20 protein-coding genes are annotated in these 21,475 nt (G+C 62.5%); 6 read left to right on the top strand and 14 right to left on the bottom strand.

The window, feature by feature from the left end; translation table 11 throughout:
* Position 1: 1 nt before the first annotated feature.
* Together HTY61_RS03900 and HTY61_RS03895 are read right to left on the bottom strand one after the other, a co-directional pair.
* Positions 2 to 796, bottom strand: coding sequence for an ABC transporter ATP-binding protein (locus HTY61_RS03900; RefSeq protein ID WP_175275568.1), 795 nt, complete (start codon positions 794 to 796; stop codon positions 2 to 4).
* Positions 796 to 1,971: an ABC transporter permease gene (locus tag HTY61_RS03895; RefSeq protein WP_175278404.1), complete on the bottom strand. Its 1,176-nt coding sequence runs from the start codon at positions 1,969 to 1,971 to the stop codon at positions 796 to 798. The genes HTY61_RS03900 and HTY61_RS03895 overlap by 1 nt, the downstream gene beginning before the upstream one ends.
* 103 nt (positions 1,972 to 2,074) lie before the next feature.
* On the opposite strand from HTY61_RS03895, the gene dgcA reads away from it, so the two are divergent.
* The 4 genes from dgcA (at position 2,075) to HTY61_RS03875 (ending at position 7,596) form a co-directional block, all read left to right on the top strand.
* Positions 2,075 to 3,067 (top strand): N-acetyl-D-Glu racemase DgcA, encoded by a 993-nt coding sequence (gene dgcA / locus HTY61_RS03890; RefSeq protein ID WP_246272915.1) that lies wholly within the window; start codon positions 2,075 to 2,077, stop codon positions 3,065 to 3,067.
* Positions 3,068 to 3,149: 82 nt separating this feature from the next.
* Positions 3,150 to 3,926, top strand: a complete 777-nt coding sequence (locus HTY61_RS03885) for an SDR family oxidoreductase (RefSeq protein WP_175275567.1) — start codon at positions 3,150 to 3,152, stop codon at positions 3,924 to 3,926.
* Positions 3,927 to 3,965: 39 nt separating this feature from the next.
* Positions 3,966 to 6,299, top strand: a complete 2,334-nt coding sequence (locus HTY61_RS03880) for an NADP-dependent malic enzyme (protein WP_175275566.1) — start codon at positions 3,966 to 3,968, stop codon at positions 6,297 to 6,299.
* Positions 6,300 to 6,402: 103 nt separating this feature from the next.
* Positions 6,403 to 7,596, top strand: a complete 1,194-nt coding sequence (locus tag HTY61_RS03875; protein ID WP_175275565.1) for a DUF2865 domain-containing protein — start codon at positions 6,403 to 6,405, stop codon at positions 7,594 to 7,596.
* Here the strand turns inward: HTY61_RS03875 and gltX are convergent.
* Together gltX and HTY61_RS03865 are read right to left on the bottom strand one after the other, a co-directional pair.
* A complete protein-coding gene (gltX, locus tag HTY61_RS03870; RefSeq protein WP_175275564.1) occupies positions 7,514 to 8,893 on the bottom strand; it encodes a glutamate--tRNA ligase in 1,380 nt (459 codons plus the stop codon). The genes HTY61_RS03875 and gltX overlap by 83 nt on opposite strands.
* 60 nt (positions 8,894 to 8,953) lie before the next feature.
* Complete coding sequence (locus HTY61_RS03865) at positions 8,954 to 10,189, bottom strand: MFS transporter (RefSeq protein WP_175275563.1); 1,236 nt, start codon at positions 10,187 to 10,189, stop codon at positions 8,954 to 8,956.
* 107 nt (positions 10,190 to 10,296) lie between these two features.
* Here HTY61_RS03865 and HTY61_RS03860 point away from each other — a divergent pair, with 107 nt between their 5' ends.
* Positions 10,297 to 11,031 carry a VIT1/CCC1 transporter family protein gene (locus tag HTY61_RS03860; RefSeq protein WP_175275562.1) on the top strand — a complete coding sequence of 245 codons (735 nt, stop codon included), beginning with the start codon at positions 10,297 to 10,299 and terminating at the stop codon, positions 11,029 to 11,031.
* Here the strand turns inward: HTY61_RS03860 and HTY61_RS03855 are convergent.
* The 3 genes from HTY61_RS03855 to rpsU form a co-directional block, all read right to left on the bottom strand.
* A complete protein-coding gene (locus HTY61_RS03855; protein WP_175275561.1) occupies positions 11,028 to 12,257 on the bottom strand; it encodes an MFS transporter in 1,230 nt (409 codons plus the stop codon). The genes HTY61_RS03860 and HTY61_RS03855 overlap by 4 nt on opposite strands.
* A 33-nt stretch (positions 12,258 to 12,290) precedes the next feature.
* Complete coding sequence (locus HTY61_RS03850) at positions 12,291 to 13,964, bottom strand: NAD+ synthase (protein WP_175275560.1); 1,674 nt, start codon at positions 13,962 to 13,964, stop codon at positions 12,291 to 12,293.
* A 100-nt stretch (positions 13,965 to 14,064) separates the two neighbouring features.
* A complete protein-coding gene (gene rpsU / locus HTY61_RS03845) occupies positions 14,065 to 14,295 on the bottom strand; it encodes a 30S ribosomal protein S21 (RefSeq protein ID WP_175275559.1) in 231 nt (76 codons plus the stop codon).
* Positions 14,296 to 14,653: 358 nt separating this feature from the next.
* Between rpsU and HTY61_RS03840 the strand changes: the two genes are divergently transcribed.
* A complete protein-coding gene (locus tag HTY61_RS03840; protein WP_246272914.1) occupies positions 14,654 to 14,953 on the top strand; it encodes an acylphosphatase in 300 nt (99 codons plus the stop codon).
* A 36-nt stretch (positions 14,954 to 14,989) separates the two neighbouring features.
* On the opposite strand, the gene HTY61_RS03835 is transcribed toward HTY61_RS03840, so the two are convergent.
* The 7 genes from HTY61_RS03835 to rpiA form a co-directional block, all read right to left on the bottom strand.
* Positions 14,990 to 15,787: a DODA-type extradiol aromatic ring-opening family dioxygenase gene (locus tag HTY61_RS03835; RefSeq protein ID WP_175275557.1), complete on the bottom strand. Its 798-nt coding sequence runs from the start codon at positions 15,785 to 15,787 to the stop codon at positions 14,990 to 14,992.
* Between the two features lie 94 nt (positions 15,788 to 15,881).
* The gene (locus HTY61_RS03830) at positions 15,882 to 16,271 is read right to left on the bottom strand and encodes a GFA family protein (RefSeq protein WP_175275556.1); all 390 of its coding nucleotides are present in this window, start codon (positions 16,269 to 16,271) and stop codon (positions 15,882 to 15,884) included.
* Between the two features lie 88 nt (positions 16,272 to 16,359).
* On the bottom strand, positions 16,360 to 17,739 hold the full coding sequence (locus HTY61_RS03825) for a class II 3-deoxy-7-phosphoheptulonate synthase (RefSeq protein WP_175275555.1): 1,380 nt from the start codon (positions 17,737 to 17,739) through the stop codon (positions 16,360 to 16,362).
* Between the two features lie 134 nt (positions 17,740 to 17,873).
* Entirely contained in the window at positions 17,874 to 18,515 is a 642-nt protein-coding gene (locus tag HTY61_RS03820) for a gamma-glutamylcyclotransferase (RefSeq protein WP_175275554.1), read from the bottom strand.
* A 73-nt stretch (positions 18,516 to 18,588) separates the two neighbouring features.
* A complete protein-coding gene (gene gor, locus HTY61_RS03815) occupies positions 18,589 to 19,980 on the bottom strand; it encodes a glutathione-disulfide reductase (protein ID WP_175275553.1) in 1,392 nt (463 codons plus the stop codon).
* Positions 19,981 to 20,109: 129 nt separating this feature from the next.
* Entirely contained in the window at positions 20,110 to 20,685 is a 576-nt protein-coding gene (locus HTY61_RS03810) for a DUF2059 domain-containing protein (protein WP_175275552.1), read from the bottom strand.
* 49 nt (positions 20,686 to 20,734) lie between these two features.
* Entirely contained in the window at positions 20,735 to 21,451 is a 717-nt protein-coding gene (gene rpiA, locus HTY61_RS03805; protein ID WP_175275551.1) for a ribose-5-phosphate isomerase RpiA, read from the bottom strand.
* Between the last annotated feature and the right edge of the window lie 24 nt (positions 21,452 to 21,475).

Genomic DNA, 21,475 nt, shown 5'->3' with positions numbered 1-21,475 from the left:
TTCAGGATTCCGCTCGCGCTGGTTCGTTCTCGGTTAAGACTATCCGCCGGGCGCGCTTGCCCCTGAAATAGGATTTCACCCAGGGATCCTCGCTCTTCAGCATGTCCTCGATCGTCCCGTCGATCAGAACACGCTTGTTGCCGAGGACCGCGATCCTGTCGGCCACGGTGAAAAGGCTGTCGAGATCGTGAGTCACCATATAGACTGTCAGGCCCAGAGTGTCGCGCAGTTTGGCGATCAGTTCATCGAACTCGGCCGCCCCGACCGGATCGAGACCCGAGGTTGGTTCGTCGAGGAAGACGATGTCCGGGTCGAGGGACAAAGCGCGCGCCAATGCCGCGCGTTTTATCATGCCGCCAGACAGTTCCGACGGATACTTGTCGGCCGCGCTGCGCGAAAGGCCGACAAGTTCGATCTTCAACATGGCAAGCTCGTCCATGAGCTGTCGCGGCAGTGTCAGGTACTCGCGCATCGGCACCTGGATGTTTTCCTTCACCGTCAATGAGGAAAACAACGCACCGTGCTGGAAGAGCACGCCCATGCGCATGTCGACCTGGATACGCTCCTCGTCGCCTATTCTGTCGAGATCGCGGCCGAACACCACGATACTACCCGCTTGTTTTTTCGTCAGACCGAGGATCGTGCGTAGCAACACTGACTTGCCGGTGCCGGACGCGCCGACAAACCCGAGAATTTCGCCGCGGTAGACGTCCAGATCGAGGTCGTTAAGCACGACATGGGGGCCAAATGCCACGCGGACGTCGCGAACGGATATGACGGGCTGATCGCGTTCCATCAGAAGTCGATCGCCGCGTAGAACATGGCAAACAGGCCATCGACAACGATGACCACGAAGATCGACTTGACGACCGAGGCCGTGACCCGTTCGCCTAGCGATTCCGCGCTGCCGCCGACCTTCATCCCCTCGACCGAGGCTATGATGCCGATGATGAAGGCCATGAACGGCGCCTTGATGAAACCGGCGAACAAGGTGGTCAGGTCGACTGCGTCGCGCAACCGCGTCATGAAGGCGTCGAGCGAAATGCCGGAATAGGTCTTCGCCACGAACATCGCGCCAGCCAACGCGGCGAGATCGGAGATGACGGTCAGCAGCGGCAGCGCGATTCCCAGGGCCACCAGCCTCGGGAACACGAGCACGCCGACCGGGTTCAGGCCGATCACGGTCAATGCGTCGATTTCCTCGCGCATCTTCATCGATCCGATCTCGGCCGTGATCGCACTGCCGGAGCGGCCGGCGATCATGATGGCGGTCAGAAGGACACCGATTTCCCTGAGGACAAGGATTCCGACCAGGTCGACCACGAATATCTCGGCACCGAAATAGCGAAGCTGGAACGCCCCCTGCTGCGCGATGATCGCGCCGATGATCGTGGACATCAGGATGACGATGGGAATCGCCCTTACACCGGTACGATCCAGCTGGTTGACGACGGCGGCGATAGACAGGCCGCTGCCGTGTCCGAGCTTCATCTGCGAGCCGCGGACCGCCGCACCGACCATGTGCATTCCCAGCAGAAGGTCGGCACGAAAGGCATAAACCGCCTCTCCTATCTGCGCGAGCAAGCGAATGTGCAGAGGTGCCCTCTCCTCCGCTGGCGGCTGCTCGGCCAGCCGCTCGCGCGCGTGCCGGACCGCGTCGAGCAGAACCTGGTGGGACGGCTTCACCCCGTCGAGACGGACAGAATGGCCGGCATCTTCCGAGGCACTCGCGGTCCTGTACACGACCCACGCCCCGGCCGTGTCGAGATAGCTCACCCCGGACATGTCGATGACGACATCGCCCTTGCGGATATCGTTCTCGCGATCACGCATCACCTTGTCCACGGCAGCGACCGTATGCGTGGCCCACGCACCCGACAGCTTCAGCCGAAACGGAGCACTGCCGGGCAGCACCTGGACCTGCGGCATTGTGGACGTCGTCCCCGCCTTTTCGTCGTTTTCCGTGTGCATCGCCTCGACCATCGGATTATTAATACCGACAGCGCCACGGCGAGTCTGCGGCACTGGCGCCACATCAACCGATTATTAATCACGACACCGGAGCGTGACAGACTTGGCCTTCACCGATTGCACCGTACAGGCCTGGGTGGAAACCTACCCGATCCGTGGACAGTTCCGCATTTCCCGTGGCTCGAAGACCGAAGCGCATGTGGTCGTCTGCCGGATTTCCGCCGGAGGGACTTCGGGTCACGGCGAATGCGTTCCCTACGCGCGGTACGGAGAAACGGTTGAATCGGTGCTTGCCGCGATTCGCGAGGCAAGCGAGGAGCTGGGACCGACATTCGATCACCAGCGGCTGAGTGTTGTTCTGGGCCCCGGTGCCGCGCGCAACGCACTGGACTGCGCCTTGTGGGACCTCCAGGCCAAGCTGTCCGGACGCCGCGCCCATCTCCTGGTCTGCAGCCAACCGCCGCGCCCCGTGGAAACCGCCTACACGATTTCGCTCGACGAACCGGACGCCATGGCCGATGCCGCGCGTAGCGCGTCGCGGCGCTCCGTCCTCAAGATCAAGCTCGGCGGACCCGATGATATCGCCGCTATGCACGCAGTGGTCGCCGCTGCGCCGCGCAGCCGGATCATCGTCGATGCCAATGAGGCATGGGCACCGGACACCATGGCCGAACTCATGCGCGAGGCCACCCGCCTGCATATTGCCCTTGTCGAACAGCCGCTTCCCGCCGGGCAGGACGAGATGCTGGCCGAGATACCGCATCCTGTGCCGATTTGCGCCGACGAGAGCGCACACACGGCCAATGACCTCGACGCCTTGCGCACCCGCTATGACGCCGTGAACATAAAGCTGGACAAGGCCGGCGGCCTCACCGAGAGCCTGCGCATGCGCGAGCGCGCGCGCGAACTGGGATTCGGCGTCATGGTCGGTTGCATGGTTGGAACATCGCTTTCGATGGCGCCTGCGGTTCTGCTGGCGCAGGACGCGGAATACGTCGATCTCGACGGCCCGTTGCTTCTGGCTCGTGACCGGCAGCACGGACTCGATTATGCCGGCAGCACGGTTTCACCGCCACGCGCGGATCTCTGGGGCTGAAATCACCGGAACAGCAGACCGTTTCGCTCTTTCGGACGCGATTTTCGCGCCCTATAAGAGCACCGAAAGAAGGGAGAAAATCATGGATCTGGGACTGAAAGGTCGGAAGGCGATTGTCTGTGCATCGAGCCGGGGACTGGGCAAGGGTTGCGCCATGGCGCTTGCCGATGAGGGCGTCGACCTTGTGATCAATGGCCGCAATCCGGACGTTACCAATGCCACCGCAGACGAGCTGCGCGCGCGCGGCGTGGATGTGAAGGTGGTTCTCGGCGACATTTCCGATCCGGCGATACAGGCCGAAGTCCTCGCCGCCTGCCCGGAACCGGACATTCTCGTCAACAACAATGCCGGTCCAAAGCTGCGCGATTTCCGCGAACTCGATCGCCAGGCGATCCTCGACGGCGTCACGCAGAACATGGTCACGCCGATCGAGCTGATCCAGAAGGTCATCGACGGGATGTCCGATCGCGGCTTCGGTCGCATCGTGAACATCACGTCCCTGTCCGTCTATCAGCCAATTCTCGGTCTCGACCTCTCCTCCGGCGCCCGTGCCGGCCTGACCTCGTTCCTCGCCGGCATCGCACGCTCCGTTGTCGATCGAAATGTCACGATCAACCAGTTGCTGCCCGGCAAGCTTGACACCGATCGCATCCGCGACACCTTCAAGTTCGGAGCGGACAAGGCAGGCGTGACCATCGAGGAAGAACGCGCACGCCAGGAAAAACTGATCCCAGCCGGCCGACTTGGTACGCCGGAAGAGTTCGGAAAGGCCTGCGCCTTCTTGTGCTCGGCGCACGCCGGCTACATAACCGGTCAGAATATCCGCATCGATGGCGGGCTCTACCCGAGCGCATTCTGATCCACGGTTGCCACGAACACACGGAAAGGCCGAAAGGGCATGCAACAGGAAGACCAAACGCCGGACCAGGCGAGCACGCCGACGCCGAGCCTGGAGGATGCCGCCCTTTTCTTCCACAAGTATCCGCGTCCCGGAAAGCTGGAAATCCAGGCAACGAAACCGCTTGGCAACCAGCGCGACCTGGCGCTTGCCTATTCTCCGGGCGTCGCAGCGCCGTGCCTGGCGATCGCCGACGATGCGGGCAAGGCCGCGGAATACACCGCGCGCGGCAACCTTGTTGCCGTCGTATCCAACGGCACCGCCGTACTCGGTCTGGGGAACATCGGCCCGCTCGCCTCGAAGCCGGTGATGGAAGGGAAGGCCGTCCTGTTCAAGAAGTTTGCGGCTATCGACGTGTTCGACATCGAGATCGACGCACCGGATATCGACCGGATGGTCGATGTCATCTCCGCGCTGGAGCCGACTTTCGGCGGCATTAACCTGGAAGACATCAAGGCGCCGGAGTGTTTCGAGGTCGAGGCACGCCTCCGCGAGAAGATGAACATCCCCGTTTTCCACGACGACCAGCACGGCACCGCGATCATCGTTGCTGCGGCCGTCCTCAACGGCCTGGAACTGGCCGGCAAGCGTATCGAGGATGCCAAGATCGTCACCTCCGGGGCCGGTGCTGCGGCATTGGCCTGCCTCAACCTGCTCGTCTCGCTCGGCGCGAAGCGGGAGAACATCTGGGTAAACGACATCGAGGGTCTCGTCTATGAGGGTCGCGAGAACCTTATGGACCGCTGGAAGGCGGCCTATGCACAAAACACGGACAAGCGGAACCTGACGGACGTCATCCCAGGCGCCGATGTCTTCCTCGGCCTGTCGGCTGCCGGCGTACTCAAGCCCGAATGCCTGAAGGAGATGGCCGAGAAACCGCTGATCCTGGCGCTTGCCAATCCGGAGCCCGAGATCATGCCCGACGTGGCGCGGGCAGCCCGGCCGGATGCTATGATCTGCACCGGCCGGTCGGACTTCCCCAACCAGGTCAACAATGTCCTGTGTTTCCCATACATTTTCCGCGGCGCGCTCGATGCCGGCGCGACCACGATCAACGAGGAGATGAAGGCTGCCGCGGTGCGCGCCATCGCGCAGCTTGCCCGCGAGGAGCCGTCGGAAGTCGCTGCGCGCGCCTATTCCGGCGAGACACCCGTTTTCGGTCCCGACTACCTGATCCCCTCCCCCTTCGATCGGCGCCTGATCCTGCGCATCGCGCCGGCCGTCGCGAAAGCCGCCGCGGACAGCGGAGTGGCACTGCGACCGATCGAGGACATGGACGCCTATGTCGACCGGTTGAACCGCTTCGTCTTCCGCTCCGGCCTGGTGATGAAACCGGTCTTCGCACAGGCGCAGAACGCGGCCACCAAGCGCGTCGTTTTTGCCGATGGCGAGGACGAGCGCGTCCTGCGCGCCGCCCAGGTCGTCCTGGAGGACCGCATCGCCCATCCGATCCTGATCGGTCGCCCAGAGGTCGTCGAAAGCCGGCTGAAGCGTTTCGGCCTCAAGATCAGGCCCGGCGAGGATTTCGAACTCATTAACCCTGAAAACGACCCGCGTTACCGCGACTATGTCGACCTCTGCGTGCGTCTGGTCGGCCGGCGCGGGGTAACGCCCGACGCGGCGAAGGTTCTCGTGCGAACGAACAACACGGTGATCGCTGCACTTGCAATGCAGCGCGGCGAGGCCGATGCCATGATCTGCGGCCTCGAGGGCCGCTACGAGCGGCATCTGCGCCACGTTCGCCTGATCGTCGGCCTTGAAGAAGGCGCGCAGGAGCTTTCAGCCCTGTCCATGCTGATTTCGCAACGTGGCGTGACGTTCTTCACCGATACCTATGTAACGGTCGATCCAAGCGCGGAAGAAATCGCGGAAATGACAATTCTCGCCGCCCGCGAGATCGCCCGTTTCGGCATCGAGCCGAAGGCAGCGCTTCTGTCGCATTCCAACTTCGGATCGCGCGACTCCGATCCCGCCGTCAAGATGCGCAAAGCGACCGCGATACTGCACAGCATGGCGCCCGATCTGTGCGTGGACGGCGAAATGCACTCGGACGCAGCACTCGATGCGGGGCTTCGCGATCGTGTCTACCCGAACTCCGTCCTGAATGGCGAAGCCAACCTGCTGGTGTTTCCGAACCTCGATTCCGCCAACATCACGCTGAACGCCGTCAAGACGATGACGGATGCGCTGCATGTTGGCCCGATACTGCTCGGAACTGCCAAGCCGGCGCATATCCTGACCCCCTCGGTAACGTCGCGCGGCGTGGTCAACATGACGGCGCTCGCCGTGGTCGAGGCCGCGCAACGCGACGGGACGGCGACCGCCACGGGATGAAGCTGCGTTAACGCTATGCGCATGAACCCGACCGATTGGGCGCGCATTGACACAATTTGCCGCTAGACTGCCCCACAGGGGTAATCACTGGGGTAAATGAGCCGTGCCGGGCACGATATGTCATGGCAGTACAGGAAGCCGCGCCAGGAACTGGCATGTTGCGGCCGTAGTCTGCGCGCTTTCTCTTCTCGCTGCGTCAGCCACCCGGGTTTCCGCGGACACCTGTTCCGATCTGCGCGAACAACTCAGGGCCGCACGAAACGTATCGGGAAGCGCGACATCCGAGATTCAACGCTACACGGATGCTGCACGTCGCCAGGCCGAGGAAATCGAGAAAACCGTCGCCATCCAGGAGGCGCAGGGATGTTTCCGCAATCCGGACGCCTCCTGCCAGCAGCTCGCGCGCATGATCCGCCAGATGAAATCCAATCTTTCGGCGCTCGAGAGCCGGCGCGACCGTTTGACCTCGAGGCGGAAGGCCGGGCGCGTCCGGGCCATCGAGGCACGGCTGAAGGCCAATCGTTGCGACACGCGGCAACCGATCGTCCGCAACGGCGGTTCACGCCCGACCATCGCCCGCGCCCCGCAGGACCCGCCGGATGCGTCGGCAACGGGCCGCGTGATCATTCGTGACGGCACCGGTCCAGCGCGCATCCTGGGCGTTGCCCCCGATTCAACCGGGGTATTCGAGAACCCCGACGCGATCACCGTTCCACGCCTCTCCGGTACATTCCGAACCCTGTGCGTCCGCAAGTGCGACGGCTACTACTTCCCGGTCTCGTTCTCGACGACGACTTCATTCTTCGAACGCGATGCAGCGGCATGCAGCGCCATGTGCCCGGCGGCCGAGACGGAATTGTATTTCCACCGGGTTCCCGGGGAGGAGAGCGAGGCGATGATCTCGCTGCAAGGCGAACCGTACACGGCACTGCCGACAGCCTTTCTTTACCGCGAACGCCGCACCGACACCGCGGATCCGTCCTGCACCTGCGGCAAGCCGGCGACGCATGCGCAGGCGCAAACCGACCGGAGCGACGAAAATCGAACGGAGACCCGACCGGCTGTTCCACTGCCAACCGACAAACCCGCAGACGCGCTGGCCGATCCGGAATCCCGGATGAACGCCGCCAGCGGCCTTACAGGCCAACGCATTCGCGAACTGACAGGTGCAGTCACAGTCGGGGACGTCCGCTCTGCCGAGAACCGGGGCAAAGTCAGGGTCGTCGGGCCAGAATTCCTTCCCGACCCAGAAGAGGCAATAGATCTGCGATCTCGGGACCGGACCGTCGTCCGGTAAGCGCAACGCGAAGCGGCATGAACAACGCCCTGCCCTTGCGGCCTGTCGCTTCCTTTGCCGCCGACGTCCAGGCGCCCCATGTCGAGGCATCGATCTCGCCTGCGGGCAACAGGTCGAATGCCTGCCTGACGTAGTCGATATCCTCTCCCTCCAGCGCGGCCTCGCTGTCAGGACCTTCGGTGAGGATTCGCCACCATGATGCGGCATCGCCCACCTTCTCCACATTGGCACGAACCACGTTCCAGAAGGTTTCCGCCCGCGGATCGGAGATATCCACTCCCGCCGACGCCAACCGGTCCGAGACGGTGGCGAACGGCAAGCCGTGCACGATCTGCCTGTTGAGAACATCCAGCTCGGCGGGATCGAATTTCGCGGCAGATTTCGAACTCGACGCCGGATCGAAGGTTTCCGCCAGTTCTTCCGTGGATCTCGCCGCCGCGACAGCTTCCGAGGTGCCGATCAGCACGGCCAGGGAGACGATGGCCATCGGCTCGTAGCCGTCTTCGCGCAGCGCCTTGATCGAGAGCGCGCCGGAGCGCTTCGACAGCCCTTCGCCCGTTACCGTGGTCAGCAGGTTGTGATGGCCAAATGCCGGGGCCTCCGCGCCCAGTGCCCGGAACAGCGCGATCTGCGCGCCCGTGTTCGTGACATGGTCATCGCCGCGGATGATGTGCGTCACGCCCATCTCGATGTCGTCAACGACCGAGGGCAGCGTGTAGAGGTAGCTGCCGTCCTCGCGGATCAGAACGGGATCCGACATCGAGGCGAGATCGACCGTCTGCGGGCCCCGCACCACGTCGTCCCAATGGACCTCCGTACGTCGCGTCTCGAAGGGGCTGTCCTCGAAATTCGGCAGCAGGAACCGCCAGTGCGGCTTGCGGCCTTCGCCTTCGAATGCGGCCTTTTCCTCGTCGGTGAGCTTCAGCGCCTCCCGTCCGTAGACGGGCGGCAGCTTGCGCGACAGCCGGATCTTCCGCCGGCGATCGAGCTCTTCTGCCGTCTCGTAGCAGGGATAGAGCAGGCCTGCCTGCTTCAGCCTCTCGGCGGCGGCGTCATGCGACGCGGTGCGTTTCGACTGGTACTCGATCCTGTGCGGGTGAACGCCGAGCCAGTCGAGATCGGAGGCGATTTGGTCGGCATATTCCTGTTTCGACCGTTCGACATCCGTGTCGTCGAAACGCAGGATGAACTGGCCGCCGTTCTTGAGCGCGAACAGCCAGTTGAACAGCGCTGTACGCACGTTGCCGATATGGATGTTGCCGGTTGGCGACGGCGCGAAGCGAACGGTTACGGACATGGTATCTGGGCCGGTTCTCGTGTGTGTTCCTGAATGTCAGCGGTTAAACTTCGATCGGCGTCATTGCAAGCTGCCCGCCGCAAGTGCGGCGTTGCGCGCCCGGACGCGGCGCGACGCAAGGAGCAGGACGATGCTGGCCCCGATGCAATAGATCCCCATCACGAGAATCTGCCCGGGATAGGAGACGCCGAGATCGATCAACGCGCCGGTCACCCCCGGCCCGACCGCCGTCGACAGCACCATGAACGCGACGATGAAGGAACGGATCGCGCCGAGGTGCCGCACGCCGTATATCTCCGGCCAAAGCGCGCCGACGAGCGTCCCGGAAAAGCCGTTTGACACCCCGAGCAGGCTCATGAACGCGAAGGGAGCCCAGCCGGCGGGCACCAGGGCCAGCACGATGCACGCGACGCTTATGGGAATCAGGAAGCCCGGCAACATGCGAACCGCCGTGAACCGGTCGATCAGCGCCCCGCTGACGAGCGCGAAGACGATGGTCATGGCGGACATCAGCACGAACGACGCGGCGAAGCTGTCGAGCGACCAGCCGCGCAGCTCGACGAGATAGACCTGGTGGAAGAAGATCGTGGTGCCGATGAAAGGCGGCGCCATCACCCCGGCCAGCATGAGCCAGAAAAGCGGGTCGCGCGCCACCTCCCCGCGAGTCCACTCGCGCGGTGCGGTCACCTTGGGTTCGGGATCGGATGCCCTCGGTTTCCGTTCCTGGCGATAGAGCGCCGCAATGGCCGGCATGGCGACGAGAAGCAGGAGGCCCGCGCCGGCGACCCAGGCCATTCGCCACCCGATCAATCCCGCGGCCATGACGAAGATGAAGGGAAACATCGCCTCCCCGGCGTTCTGGCCGAGCGCGACGAGGGAAACCGCCCGACCGCGGTTCGCCGCGAACCAGCGCGCGGTTGCCGTGAGCGCGTTCTGGGTCATCATCCCCTGGCCGAATAGCCGCAGCACATAGATGACCAGCACAAGCGCAAGGACGTGGCGGGAAAACGCCATTGCCACCGATCCGGCAGCCAGCAGCGGCACGATGATAAGAGTTACCTGAAACGGAGAGAAACGGTCGACAAGCCGCCCGACCCAGGTCAGGGAAACCGCGCTCGCGAGTGTCGCGGTCATGTAGATCATTCCGAATTCGCCGTGCGACAGGCCGTACTCCGAGCGGATGTCTCCGGCTGACAGGGAAATGAAATATGTTTGCCCGAAAGCCGAAAACAGCGTGAGCAGGAACCCGCCGGCAAGCCAGCGCGCATTCTCGACCATGAACCTGACGAATGTCATGCCTCTTGCTGCCTTCGAAGGAATTGCCGACACCGCGTCCGGCGATCGTTGTCTACCTGCCGGCCCCGAGATAGGGTGTTTGCAACAGACCGGAATCGCGACTGCAGATGCAAACGCTTGAGCACAAACACACAGCCGAGGCAATCCGCAGCCGCCTGTCGGCCGGCGCGCGCCCCAACTACCTGCGCGATTTCGTATATGGCGGCATCGACGGCGCAGTAACCACCTTCGCCATCGTCGCCGGAGTTGTCGGTGCATCACTGTCCGCGCATATCGTCATAATTCTCGGTCTCGCGAATCTTCTGGCTGACGGCCTTTCGATGGCCGCCAGCAACTATTCCGGGACCAAGACGGAAGTCGACGAACTGGAAAAGCTGCGCGCGATGGAGAACCGTCACATCGCTGTCGATCCGGATGGCGAGCGCGAGGAGATCCGCCAGATCATGGCGCTGAAGGGGCTGGAAGGCGACACGTTGGAAAAGGCCGTCGAGGCGATTACCTCGAACCGCGAACGCTGGGTGGCGACGATGCTCTTCGAGGAGCATGGCCAAAGCGGCATGATCCGGGATCCCTTGAAATCCGCGCTGGCGACCTTCGCGGCCTTCGTGGTCTGCGGCGCCGTTCCACTGGTTCCATACCTGCTGCTGCCGGGTGCCACGGCGATGCCGGTCGCGCTCTTCGTGACATCGGTTGTCTTCTTCGGCATCGGCTCGCTGAAGAGCAGGTGGTCGCTCACGGCATGGTGGAAATCCGGACTGGAAGTGCTGTCAATCGGCTTTGGCGCCGCATTCGCAGCCTATGCCATCGGCTACCTGCTCCGCGACTGGGCCGGCGCCGTTTAGTGTTCTTCCTGATTGCGGGCAGCCGCGCGGTGCCGCGCAAGCGGCTCTGCCGCGACCATCAACACAGCCGCCGCTGCCCCGTACAGCCCCATCGCCGCGATAATGTCAGGAAATGCGACGCCGGCGTCGATCAGCCATCCGCTGAGTCCGGGGCCAAGAGCGGTTGAAAGAACCATGATGGATGTTGCCGCCGCCTTTATCGCTCCGAGATGCCGGGTTCCGTACATCTCCGGCCACAGCGCTCCGAAGACCGTGGAATAGATGCCGAATGATGCTCCCATCCCGGCCATGTAGACCAGAATCGCCCATGTCGGCGGGACGAAAGCGACCACGAGGTTGGCAACCGCCACACACACCAGCATCACCGGCAAGAGAACGGCCGAGTGGAACCTGTCGACAACCATCCCGGCGAGCAGCGTCGCCACAATCGCGAACATGGACAGAACCGGCGTCGATCCGGCAAACTGGCCAAGCGCCCATCCGCGCAATTCGGTCAGGTAGACCTGGTGAAAGAACACGGTGGTGCCGATCACCGGTGGCGCAAGGACACCTGACATCAGCATCCAGAAAAGGGGATCGCGCAACGCCTCGCCGCGTGTCCATTGTCGCCCCGCGCTCTCAAGCAGCGTCTCCGCGGCACGCGGAACCCGGGGTACACGCATCAACATATATACCGTCGGCAAAACCAGGAGGAGAATGAATGCGGCGTTGACCATCCAGCTGCCCCGCCAGCCGACGACCGCTGCGACAGCGACGAAGCTGATCGGCATCACGCTTTCGCCGATCTGATGCCCGAGAGCGGCCGCCGACACTGCCTTGCCGCGATTGACGGAGAACCAGCGGCCCATCGCGGTCATCGCCACGTGGCTCATCAATCCCTGGCCGAACAGACGCAACCCTGCAATCGCAACGAACAGCGCCACAGGCGAACCGGCCCGCGTCAGCAACAGCATCGAACCGGCAAGCCCGGCGATCACGAGCGTTGCGTACCGGTCGACACGCATGGTGTCCGCCAACCGGCCTGCAACAGGAATCGCGGCCGCGCTCGCCAGCGTGGCCCACATGTAGAGCCAGCCGAAATCGCCGTGGCCCAGTCCCAGTTCTGTCCGAATGCCGCCGCTCGACAGCGCGATATAGAAAGTCTGACCGAAGCTTGAAAACAGCGTCAGCAGCATTCCCCCGGCAAGCCAGCGGGCATTCTCCCGCAGAAACCGGGCATAGGGCATGAACACCTCCGTTCCGGACCGGACCGGTTTGCGTCAGGTCCGGTCGCGGAACCGGTTGGTGATCGGGTATCGCCGGTCGCGACCGAAATTCCTGCGAGTGATCTTCACTCCGGGTGCCGATTGCCGCCGCTTGTATTCGGCCACGTAGAGCAGATGCTCAATGCGGTGAACCAGTTCGCGATCATGCCCTCGCGCAACGATTTCATCGACAGCCATCTCGTTCTCGACCAGGCATTCCAGAATATCGTCCAGCACCGGATAGGGTGGCAGCGTGTCCTGATCCGTCTGGTCGGGACGAAGTTCCGCGGAGGGCACCTTGTCGATGATATTCTGCGGGATCACCATGCCGGTCGGCCCGAGCGCGCCCGGCGGCGTATGCTCGTTGCGCCACCGTGCCAGCGCATAGACCTGCATCTTGTATATGTCCTTGATCGGGTTGAACCCGCCGTTCATGTCGCCATAGAGCGTGGCATAACCGACGCTCATCTCGGACTTGTTGCCGGTTGTCACAACCATGGAACCGAACTTGTTGGAGATGGCCATCAGGATCGTGCCCCGCGTACGGCTCTGGAGATTCTCCTCCGTGACGCCTTCATTGGTGCCCTCGAAAAGATCCGACAGCGAATCCATAAAACCGTCGACCGGCTTGAATATTGGCACGACATCGTATCGGCAGCCCAGAAGGCGTGCGCAATCCTGGGCGTCGGTGAGCGAGTCCTCCGAGGTATAGGTGTAGGGCAGCATGACGCAGTGTACGCGCTCTTCGCCCAGCGCATCGACCGCGAGCGCCGCGCAAATCGCGGAATCGATGCCGCCTGAAAGCCCCAGCACGACGCTCTTGAAACCGTTCTTGTTGACGTAGTCGCGCAGCCCCAGCATGCAGGCGCGATAGTCCGCCTCCTCGACATCGGGGATGCGCGACATCGGCCCGTCATCGCAATACCAGCCCTCCTCGCCGCGTCGCCAGGTTGCAATGGAAACCTGCTCCTCGAACTGGCTCATCTGGAAGGCGAGCTTGCGATCGACATTGAACGCGAACGACGCGCCATCGAAGACGAGTTCGTCCTGCCCACCCAACTGGTTGGCATAAAGGACCGGCAGATCGGTTTCGATCACCTGTCTGATGGCCACCTGGTGGCGAACATCGATCTTGCCGCGATAATAGGGAGATCCATTCGGCACGAGCAGCAGTTCCGCGCCACTTTCGGCGAGCGTCTCGCATACGCCGAGGTCGCCCCAGATATCCTCGCAGATGGGCAACCCCAGCCGGATACCACGATAGTCGACGGGACCGGGCATCGGGCCGGAGTGAAACACGCGCTTCTCGTCGAACTCGCCGTAATTGGGAAGGTCGACCTTGTGGCGCTCGGCGGTCACCTTGCCGCCGTCTAGCACCATGACGGAATTGTACCGCCGGTCACCACGCGCCAACGGAACGCCGATTACCATCCCAGGTCCGCCATCGGCAGTGTCGGCTGCAAGCTCCTGCACCGCCAGTTCGCAGGCGCGCAGGAATGCAGGCTTCATGATCAGGTCTTCCGGCGGATATCCGGAAATGAACAACTCGGTAAAAAGCACGAGGTCGGCGCCATGACGCGCAGCATCCGCGCGTGCCTCCCGCGCGAGAGCAAGGTTGCCGGCAATGTCGCCGACGATCGGATTGAGCTGCGCGACGGCGACACGCAATATGTCTGGGGCCTGGTTCATGGCCGAGCATTAGCGCGGTAAATCGGCAAGGGCAATCGGCCGAAATGGCAGACGCCGGCGCGGACCGGTTCGCATTCCGCGGCCAGCGTCAAATTCGCTATCAGCCGCGACCGCCCCGCTTGCGGCCGATCAGGCCTTCGCGTTGTGCCAGCTTGCGCGCCTGCTTGCGGCTGCGACGAACGGCTTCGCCTTTCTCGCGAGCCCGCTTCTCGGAGGGCTTTTCGTACGCGCGACGGGCCTTCATCTCGCGGAAAAGACCTTCACGTTGCATCTTCTTCTTCAGGACTCTCAGAGCCTGGTCGACATTGTTGTCTCTGACGAGAACTTGCAATGGCTTCCTCTTTTGGTTCGAGTTCGAACGCGGCGACCGAGATGCCGCGCCCCTGGAACGCTATCCGGCAACGCCAGGTATCGGCGCGAAATGGACAGCAACGGTATCGCCTGGAATGGACGATGCGCGCATGGCGCTCTGCAACGCAGCTTGTGCGAAATGGCGTTGGCCCAATCGCAAAACCGAATGCCGGCGGGGGAAATGTCGCCGGCGATGCGTACAGCAGGTCGGCTCGACGCGTCGGTCGAACCGGACGGCAGACTTATAGTCGCAAGGATCGCAAATTGTCACGCCCAAGGATAAATCTGGATGATCGTGACGAGAGCGAAATGGTGATCCGGGCAGGAACCGGAAGTTCATGGAGGCAGGCGAAATGAAGATTGCCGACAGGACTGTACGCGCGCGCATGACTGGACGGGTTCAGGGCGTCTCCTTCCGCGCGTGGACCTGTCGCGAGGCTACGAAACTGGACCTGAAAGGCTGGGTCCGCAACGAACCGGATGGATCGGTGTCCGCGCTGTTGTCGGGCGCACCGAAAGCCGTCGCGACAATGACGAAGCTGCTCCGGGACGGACCGGTTGCAGCCCGGGTCTCCGATGTCCGGATCGAGGAAGCCGAACCATTGGATCTGCCCGACCGTTTCGAAATCCGGTACTGAACCCGATCGCGTCGCTCCGCCCGGCAACACCGGTTGTCAGCGGAAGAACCAGGAGTCCCAGGAGAAGAAACCGTACTGGCGCGAGTGGTGCATCCGTTCCGGGCGAGCACCCAAGCCGCCGGCGCCGTAGGCGAAGAACAGCGGCATCAGGTGCTCGTCGGTCGGATGGTTGTCCGACACGTGCGGTGCGCGCGCTCGCCAGTCGAGGATCGCGTCCCTGTTGCCCTGCTCGAACTGTTCTGCGAACCACTCGGTAAACGCCTCGATCCTGCCGGGCAACTCCGGATCGGGTTCCTGGCCACGCCTTATCGACGCGAAGATCGCGCGCAAATTGTGCGTTATGTGCCCCGACCCCATCAGCAAGATGCCCTCATCGCGCAGCGGCGCAAGCGCCTCGCCGAGTGCATGGTGATAGGCGGCGTCGCGGTGCGGATCGATGGAAAGCTGAACGACTGGGATATCGGCCTTTGGCCAGGCCAGGATCAGGGGATTCCACGCTCCGTGATCATAGCCCCGTTTCGGCATGATACGCGGATCGAGACCGGCGCTCTCAAGCATCCGGGCAATCCGCGTCGCGAGCTTCGGTTCGCCCGGCGCCGGATAGACCATCTCGTAGAGTTCCGGCGCAAACCCGCCAAAATCGTAGATCATGCCCGGATTGGGATCGCTCACGACCACGGGACCGTCTGTTTCGAAATGCGCCGACACCATGACGATCGCCTTCGGCCGCGGCAGGAGCGAGCCGAGCGACTTCAGGAAGTCGTGAGCCTCCGACGGTTCAATTACGACATTCGGTCCGCCGTGGGACACGAATACGCTGGGCATGGGGTTCATTGGCGTTCTCCTTCGCAGGATATTTATTATCCACCGCCCACTCCAACCAGAGGACGATTGGAGACTTGGTGTTCACCAATGATGAACACGCTCCTCAGCGTTCTTGATACTGCGGAAGACCGTCGGCAATCTCGTAGTAGTCGCCCTTGTCGGCAATGTGGATGTGATGCCCCGCGACCAGCCCGGTCGGCTTGTCGAATGCACCGGCCATGATCGAGGTCCGGCTTCCGCCATTCGCCTTCCAGAACAGGAGGGAACCACAGGTCTTGCAAAATGCGCGCTTCGCCACGTCCGACGCCGCATACCATGTCAGGTTCTCCGCGCCCGAAACCGAGAGCAGATCATCGTCACAGGCCGTCGCGGCGACGAAATGACCCGATTGCCTTCTGCACTGTTCACAATGGCAGTAGATAACCTCGCGCACCGGCCCGATCACCGAAAATCTTACGGCGCCGCAATGACAGCCACCCGTCCGCTTTTCCATCCGTGTCTCCCCAAAACGAAACGGGGACGATCATGGATCGTCCCCGTCGGCGACAGTGCTCTCAATACGACAAGATTTGCCGCTATCCTCAGGCGCTGATGGCGATCCTGCCCTCGCCGTTGGCACGATCCTGCTTGAGGTTTTCCGCAATCAGGAATGCCAGTTCCAATGCCTGGTCCGCATTGAGGCGCGGATCACAATGCGTGTGGTAACGGTTCGAGAGTTCGTCTTCCGAAACCGCGCGTGCGCCTCCGGTACATTCGGTCACATTCTTGCCGGTCATCTCGACATGAATGCCGCCGGGATAAGTGCCTTCGGCACGATGGATCTCGAAGAACTTCTCCACTTCCGCGAGTACCCGTTCGAACGGGCGCGTCTTGTAACCATTGGCTGTGATCGTGTTTCCGTGCATCGGATCGCACGACCAGACGACCTTCTTGCCTTCGCGCTCGACCGCCCTGATGAGTCGCGGCAGGTGATCCTCCACCTTGTCGTGGCCGAAACGCGCGATCAGCGTAAGCCTGCCCGGCTCGTTGGACGGGTTGAGGATATCGATCAGGTTCACCAGATCGTCGGCCTCGATCGACGGTCCGCATTTCAGACCGATCGGATTCCGGACGCCACGGCAGTACTCGATATGCGCATGATCCGCCTGGCGCGTCCGATCGCCGATCCACAACATGTGGCCGGATGTCGCGTACCACTCGCCCGAGGTGGAATCGACGCGGGTCAGCGCCTCCTCGTAGCCGAGCAGCAGCGCCTCGTGGCTGGTGTAGAAATCGGTCTCGCGCAGACGGGCGTAATTGTCGGCCGTGATACCGATGGACCGCATGAAGTCCATCGTCTCCGAGATCCTGTCGGCCAGCTCCTTGTAGCGTTCGCCCTGTGGGCTGTCCGCGACGAAACCCATCATCCACTGATGCACGTTCTCGAGGTTCGCGTATCCGCCCTGCGCAAATGCCCGCAGAAGATTGAGCGTCGCGGCCGATTGCCTGTATGCCATCTCCTGCCGGTTCGGATCCGGAACACGCGATTCCTCGGTGAAGTCGATGCCGTTGATGATGTCGCCCCGGTAGGACGGCAACGTCACGCCGTCCTTGGTCTCGTTATCGGACGACCGCGGCTTGGCGAACTGGCCGGCTATGCGACCGACCTTGACCACCGGCTTCGAGCCGCCGAAAGTGAGCACGATTGCCATCTGCAGGAAAACGCGGAAGAAATCGCGGATCGTGTCGGCGCCGTGTTCTGCGAAACTTTCGGCACAATCACCTCCCTGAAGCAGGAAGCCCTTGCCCTCGCCGACGGCGGCAAGCTGCTTTTTCAGCGCACGCGCCTCACCTGCAAACACGAGCGGCGGATAGGTGCGCAGACGGGCCTCGACCTCTTCCAGAGCCTTCCGGTCCGGATAGGTCGGGACCTGCAGGATTGGCTTCTTTCTCCAACTCTCAGGTGTCCACGTCTGTGCCATTGTATTTACTCGCGTTTGCTTTGCAGGTCTGGAAACGGCGTGAAATTGTCGACGACAAAATCCCGACCGTCGCGCCCCTATAAGGTAAAGACCCAGCCGTTTCCAGCCCGTAGTACCTGCAACGCGTGCCGGAATTACGGCATATCGCGCCATTCGACGCCATGCGCAGCCAGCGCATCGTCGAACAGCCTGGCCTCGCCTTCCCCGAGCGACACGCTCCGGACATAGCGTGGCCTGTCCCTGTCGCGGAAGATCGGCGTGTTGTCGAAGGCATGCGTTTCGGCGATGAACCGCCTCACCGCGTCCGGCCCGTATTCGCGGAGATATCCCTGCAGCACGGCATCGAGATAGCTCTGCAGGATGCCGTGTCCGGTATTGCGCGAGTCTTCCGGCATTCCCTCGTAGATGTAGATTGGCACATCCACTTCGAGTTCGACGGACATTGCAATGCTACCTGGCTCGATTCTTCGCCTGAGATAGTCGCATTCCCGCTGGTCGAGAGCCGGCAGATTTTCAAGCCGGTCGAACACAAGCAAGCCGGCCAACTGGTGATCCGGATCGCTTTCGGGCTTGACGCTCAGAAGCGAGATCGGCTCGCCACCTCCTTCCGGCCGCCCCTGCCAGCGTCGACGCCAGCCGCGTACGGAAGCACGAACAGCCCCGAAGGGTTCCGTACGATGGGTGCTCCGGTTCACCAGCGAACCATAGCCGAAATAGGCGAACACCTCACCACGCGTCGCCGCTTCCAGTACTGTTTCGATCTGTTCCGGTGCCATGGTTTCGTGATGCTGTTCCTGCTGTTGTTGTTCGTGAACCAAGCCCCTGCCCTGCCCGGTTCAAGCGTCGCGCCTAGCCGAGCCGCTCGCCGTTCTTTACGCGGTAGCTCGGCGTGTACATCGTGACGAGTTCCTCGGCGGCGGTCGGATGAACCGCCATGGTTGCATCGAACACGTCCTTGGTGCAGCGCGCCTTGAGCGAAATGCCGAGCAACTGGGCCATCTCGCCGGCACCCGGCCCGATGACATGCGCTCCGACCACGATGCGGCTTTCTGCATCGACGATCAGCTTCATCAGCATTTTCTCGTCGCGCCCGGGCAGGATGTTGTGCATGGGCCGGAAGCTCGCGCGATAGACTTCGAGCTCGGCGTATTTCTCCGCCGCCTGCTCTTCCGTCAATCCGACGGTCCCGATTTCCGGCTGCGAGAACACGGCCGTCGGGATTGTATCGTAGTCCGGCCGGGTCGGGTTTTCCTTGAATGCGGTCTCCAGGAAGCACATCGCCTCGTGGATCGCGACCGGGGTCAGCTGCATGCGATTCGTGACATCGCCGACCGCCCAGATGTTGTCCGCAGTCGTACGCGAGAAATCATCCACCACGATCGAACCGCGCGCATCCGTTTCCACACCGGCATGGTGCAGGCCCAGGTTGTCCGTATTGGGCACCCGCCCAATTGCCAGCATGACCTGGTCCGCTACAAGTACATCGCCGCCGGACAGATGACCGTGCAGCCGGCCGTCCGACCGCTTGTCCACCCTGTCCAGCACCTGATGGCAAATCACCCTTATGCCCTTGTCGATCATCGTCTGCTGCAAGTGATCGCGCAAATCCTCGTCGAAGCCCCCGAGTATCTTTTGCCCACGATAGACCAGGGTCGTGTCCACGCCGAGTCCGTGAAAGATGTTGGCAAACTCGACAGCGATATAGCCGCCACCCTCGATGATGACGGCCTTCGGCAGTTCCTCGAGGTGAAAGGCACCGTTGGACGTTATGCAATGCTCGTGTCCCGGCAGCGCGTCATGCAGGTTCGGACGCCCGCCGACAGCCACCAGTATCTGGTCGGCCGTCACGGTTTTGCCGGTCGCCTCCAGCAGCACTTCATGCCGCGAAACCAGCTTCGCCCGGGATTCGTGCACCGTAACACCGTTGCTTTCCAGCCCCTTGCGGTACAGCCCCTCGAGCCGGGCGATTTCCTTGTCCTTGGCAGCGATCAAGGAAGGCCAGTCGAACGACGCCTCGCCGACAGACCAGCCATACCCGGGCGCATCCTCGATATGTTCGGAGTACTGGGAGGCATAGACGAACAGTTTCTTTGGAACGCACCCGCGGATCACGCAGGTGCCGCCCATCCGGTACTCCTCGGCAAGGCCGACACGTTTCCCCATTGCGCCCGCGAGCCGCGCGGCCCGAACCCCACCGGAACCGCCGCCGATGACAAAGAGGTCGTAATCGTATTGCGCCATGAGGATTCTCCAAATGCGGGAAATTGGATTGCGGGTCAGCGCCCGCATAATTGAAGCATCGCAAAAACGAAAGGCCCGGCGCTCTAGCCGGGCCTTCAAACAATGGTGATGGCCGCCGCCGGCCAGTCGTCAGTCCTGCGTGGCCGCGTCGTCCGCGCCTTCCGCCGGGGTCGCCGGCGATGCAGGCGCCGGCGCGGGCTCGCGCAAACCGGCCTCGTTCAGGGCCTTGGTCACGTTTTCCAGCAGGTCGCGCTCGATTCCCCTGCGCCAGATCGCTGCGGCATTGGCAACTTCGCGTGCGACGATCGGTCCGTTCTGCAGCAGTTTCTTGCCGGCTTCTGTCGCATAGAACTCCGAAATTGCCTTCAGTTCCTCTTCCGTAAAGGCCGCTGCGTAAATGCGCGCCGCCTCCAGTTCGAGATCGCCCCGACGCGCCACGAGTGCCAGCGCCTGTTCATCCACCGTCTGGGTTATCTCGCCTTCCAGATCCAGATTGTTCGCAATCAGCCGTGCCTTCAGCTGTTCTGCCGCGCTCAGGAGAATATTGTCGTAGGGATCCGTCGCGTTGATCGCGTCCATCGCCGACCGGGCCGCGGCAATGTGCGTGTCTGTGAATTCCTGCGCTGTCGCCAGCGGCACCGCGGCAAATGTCAGCGCGACTGCGGCAATGCCGGCGCGAATGCGTTTTACGACGTGAGATGTCATGACTTCGATCAACTCCGGTTATTCCAATCGTTTCGTGTTTGGCGCCGATCTACGACGCCCGATTCTGTGCCTGCGGCGCTTCCAGCGTTCGCACACCGTCACTTCCAGCGACGACAGCGAGGGTGGCCATGCCAATGAACATGCCATGTTCCACGACGCCCGGAATGGCATGTAGCGCGTCCGACAATGCCTTTGGGTCGGAAATGTGGCCGAATGATGCGTCGAGAATTAAGTGCCCGCCATCGGTTTCGAAAGGCTGACCGTCGCGCACGCGGAGACGGACTTCACCCGATTGCCCGAGCTCCGTGTATGCATCCACAATGCTCTGGCGGGTCGCCTCGAGCCCGAAGGGATTGACCTCGATCGGCAACGGAAAGGCTCCAAGTGCCGGCACCAGCTTGCTGTCATCGGCAATGATGACCAGCATCTCCGACGCGTGGGCAACTATCTTCTCCCGCAGCAGCGCACCGCCACCGCCCTTGGTCAGGTTCAGTTGCGGATCGATCTCGTCGGCGCCATCGACGGTCAGGTCCAGCCTTGGCATCTCGTCGAGGGTTGCCAGCGGCACGCCCAGCTCCACGCACAGGCGCGCCGTTCGTTCCGAGGTCGGAACGCCCGTGACATTGATCCCGTCGCCCACCTTTTCCGCCAGCAATCGGACAAAGGCCTCCGCTGTGCTGCCGGTTCCGATCCCCAGCCTCATGCCGTCCTCGACATAGGCGAGCGCGGCGCGTGCGGCCGCTGTTTTCTTATCGTCTTGCGACATTGTATAGGCGCTCCCTAAGCGTAT

The organism is Oricola thermophila (assembly GCF_013358405.1).
GTDB classification, from domain to species: Bacteria; Pseudomonadota; Alphaproteobacteria; order Rhizobiales; family Rhizobiaceae; genus Oricola; species Oricola thermophila.
This window is presented reverse-complemented; position numbering and strand designations above follow the sequence as displayed.

Coding starts and splice junctions, on each gene's coding strand:
- HTY61_RS03865 (WP_175275563.1), bottom strand. CDS start 10,189: ATGACATTCGTCAGGTTCATGGTCGAGAATGCGCGCTGGCTTGCCGGC.
- HTY61_RS03885 (WP_175275567.1), top strand. CDS start 3,150: ATGGATCTGGGACTGAAAGGTCGGAAGGCGATTGTCTGTGCATCGAGC.
- HTY61_RS03825 (WP_175275555.1), bottom strand. CDS start 17,739: ATGGCACAGACGTGGACACCTGAGAGTTGGAGAAAGAAGCCAATCCTG.
- gor (WP_175275553.1), bottom strand. CDS start 19,980: ATGGCGCAATACGATTACGACCTCTTTGTCATCGGCGGCGGTTCCGGT.
- HTY61_RS03810 (WP_175275552.1), bottom strand. CDS start 20,685: ATGACATCTCACGTCGTAAAACGCATTCGCGCCGGCATTGCCGCAGTC.
- HTY61_RS03835 (WP_175275557.1), bottom strand. CDS start 15,787: ATGAACCCCATGCCCAGCGTATTCGTGTCCCACGGCGGACCGAATGTC.
- HTY61_RS03855 (WP_175275561.1), bottom strand. CDS start 12,257: ATGCCCTATGCCCGGTTTCTGCGGGAGAATGCCCGCTGGCTTGCCGGG.
- HTY61_RS03820 (WP_175275554.1), bottom strand. CDS start 18,515: ATGGCACCGGAACAGATCGAAACAGTACTGGAAGCGGCGACGCGTGGT.
- HTY61_RS03880 (WP_175275566.1), top strand. CDS start 3,966: ATGCAACAGGAAGACCAAACGCCGGACCAGGCGAGCACGCCGACGCCG.
- HTY61_RS03850 (WP_175275560.1), bottom strand. CDS start 13,964: ATGAACCAGGCCCCAGACATATTGCGTGTCGCCGTCGCGCAGCTCAAT.
- HTY61_RS03860 (WP_175275562.1), top strand. CDS start 10,297: ATGCAAACGCTTGAGCACAAACACACAGCCGAGGCAATCCGCAGCCGC.
- HTY61_RS03895 (WP_175278404.1), bottom strand. CDS start 1,971: ATGCACACGGAAAACGACGAAAAGGCGGGGACGACGTCCACAATGCCG.
- HTY61_RS03840 (WP_246272914.1), top strand. CDS start 14,654: ATGGAGGCAGGCGAAATGAAGATTGCCGACAGGACTGTACGCGCGCGC.
- HTY61_RS03900 (WP_175275568.1), bottom strand. CDS start 796: ATGGAACGCGATCAGCCCGTCATATCCGTTCGCGACGTCCGCGTGGCA.
- HTY61_RS03830 (WP_175275556.1), bottom strand. CDS start 16,271: ATGGAAAAGCGGACGGGTGGCTGTCATTGCGGCGCCGTAAGATTTTCG.
- gltX (WP_175275564.1), bottom strand. CDS start 8,893: ATGTCCGTAACCGTTCGCTTCGCGCCGTCGCCAACCGGCAACATCCAT.
- rpiA (WP_175275551.1), bottom strand. CDS start 21,451: ATGTCGCAAGACGATAAGAAAACAGCGGCCGCACGCGCCGCGCTCGCC.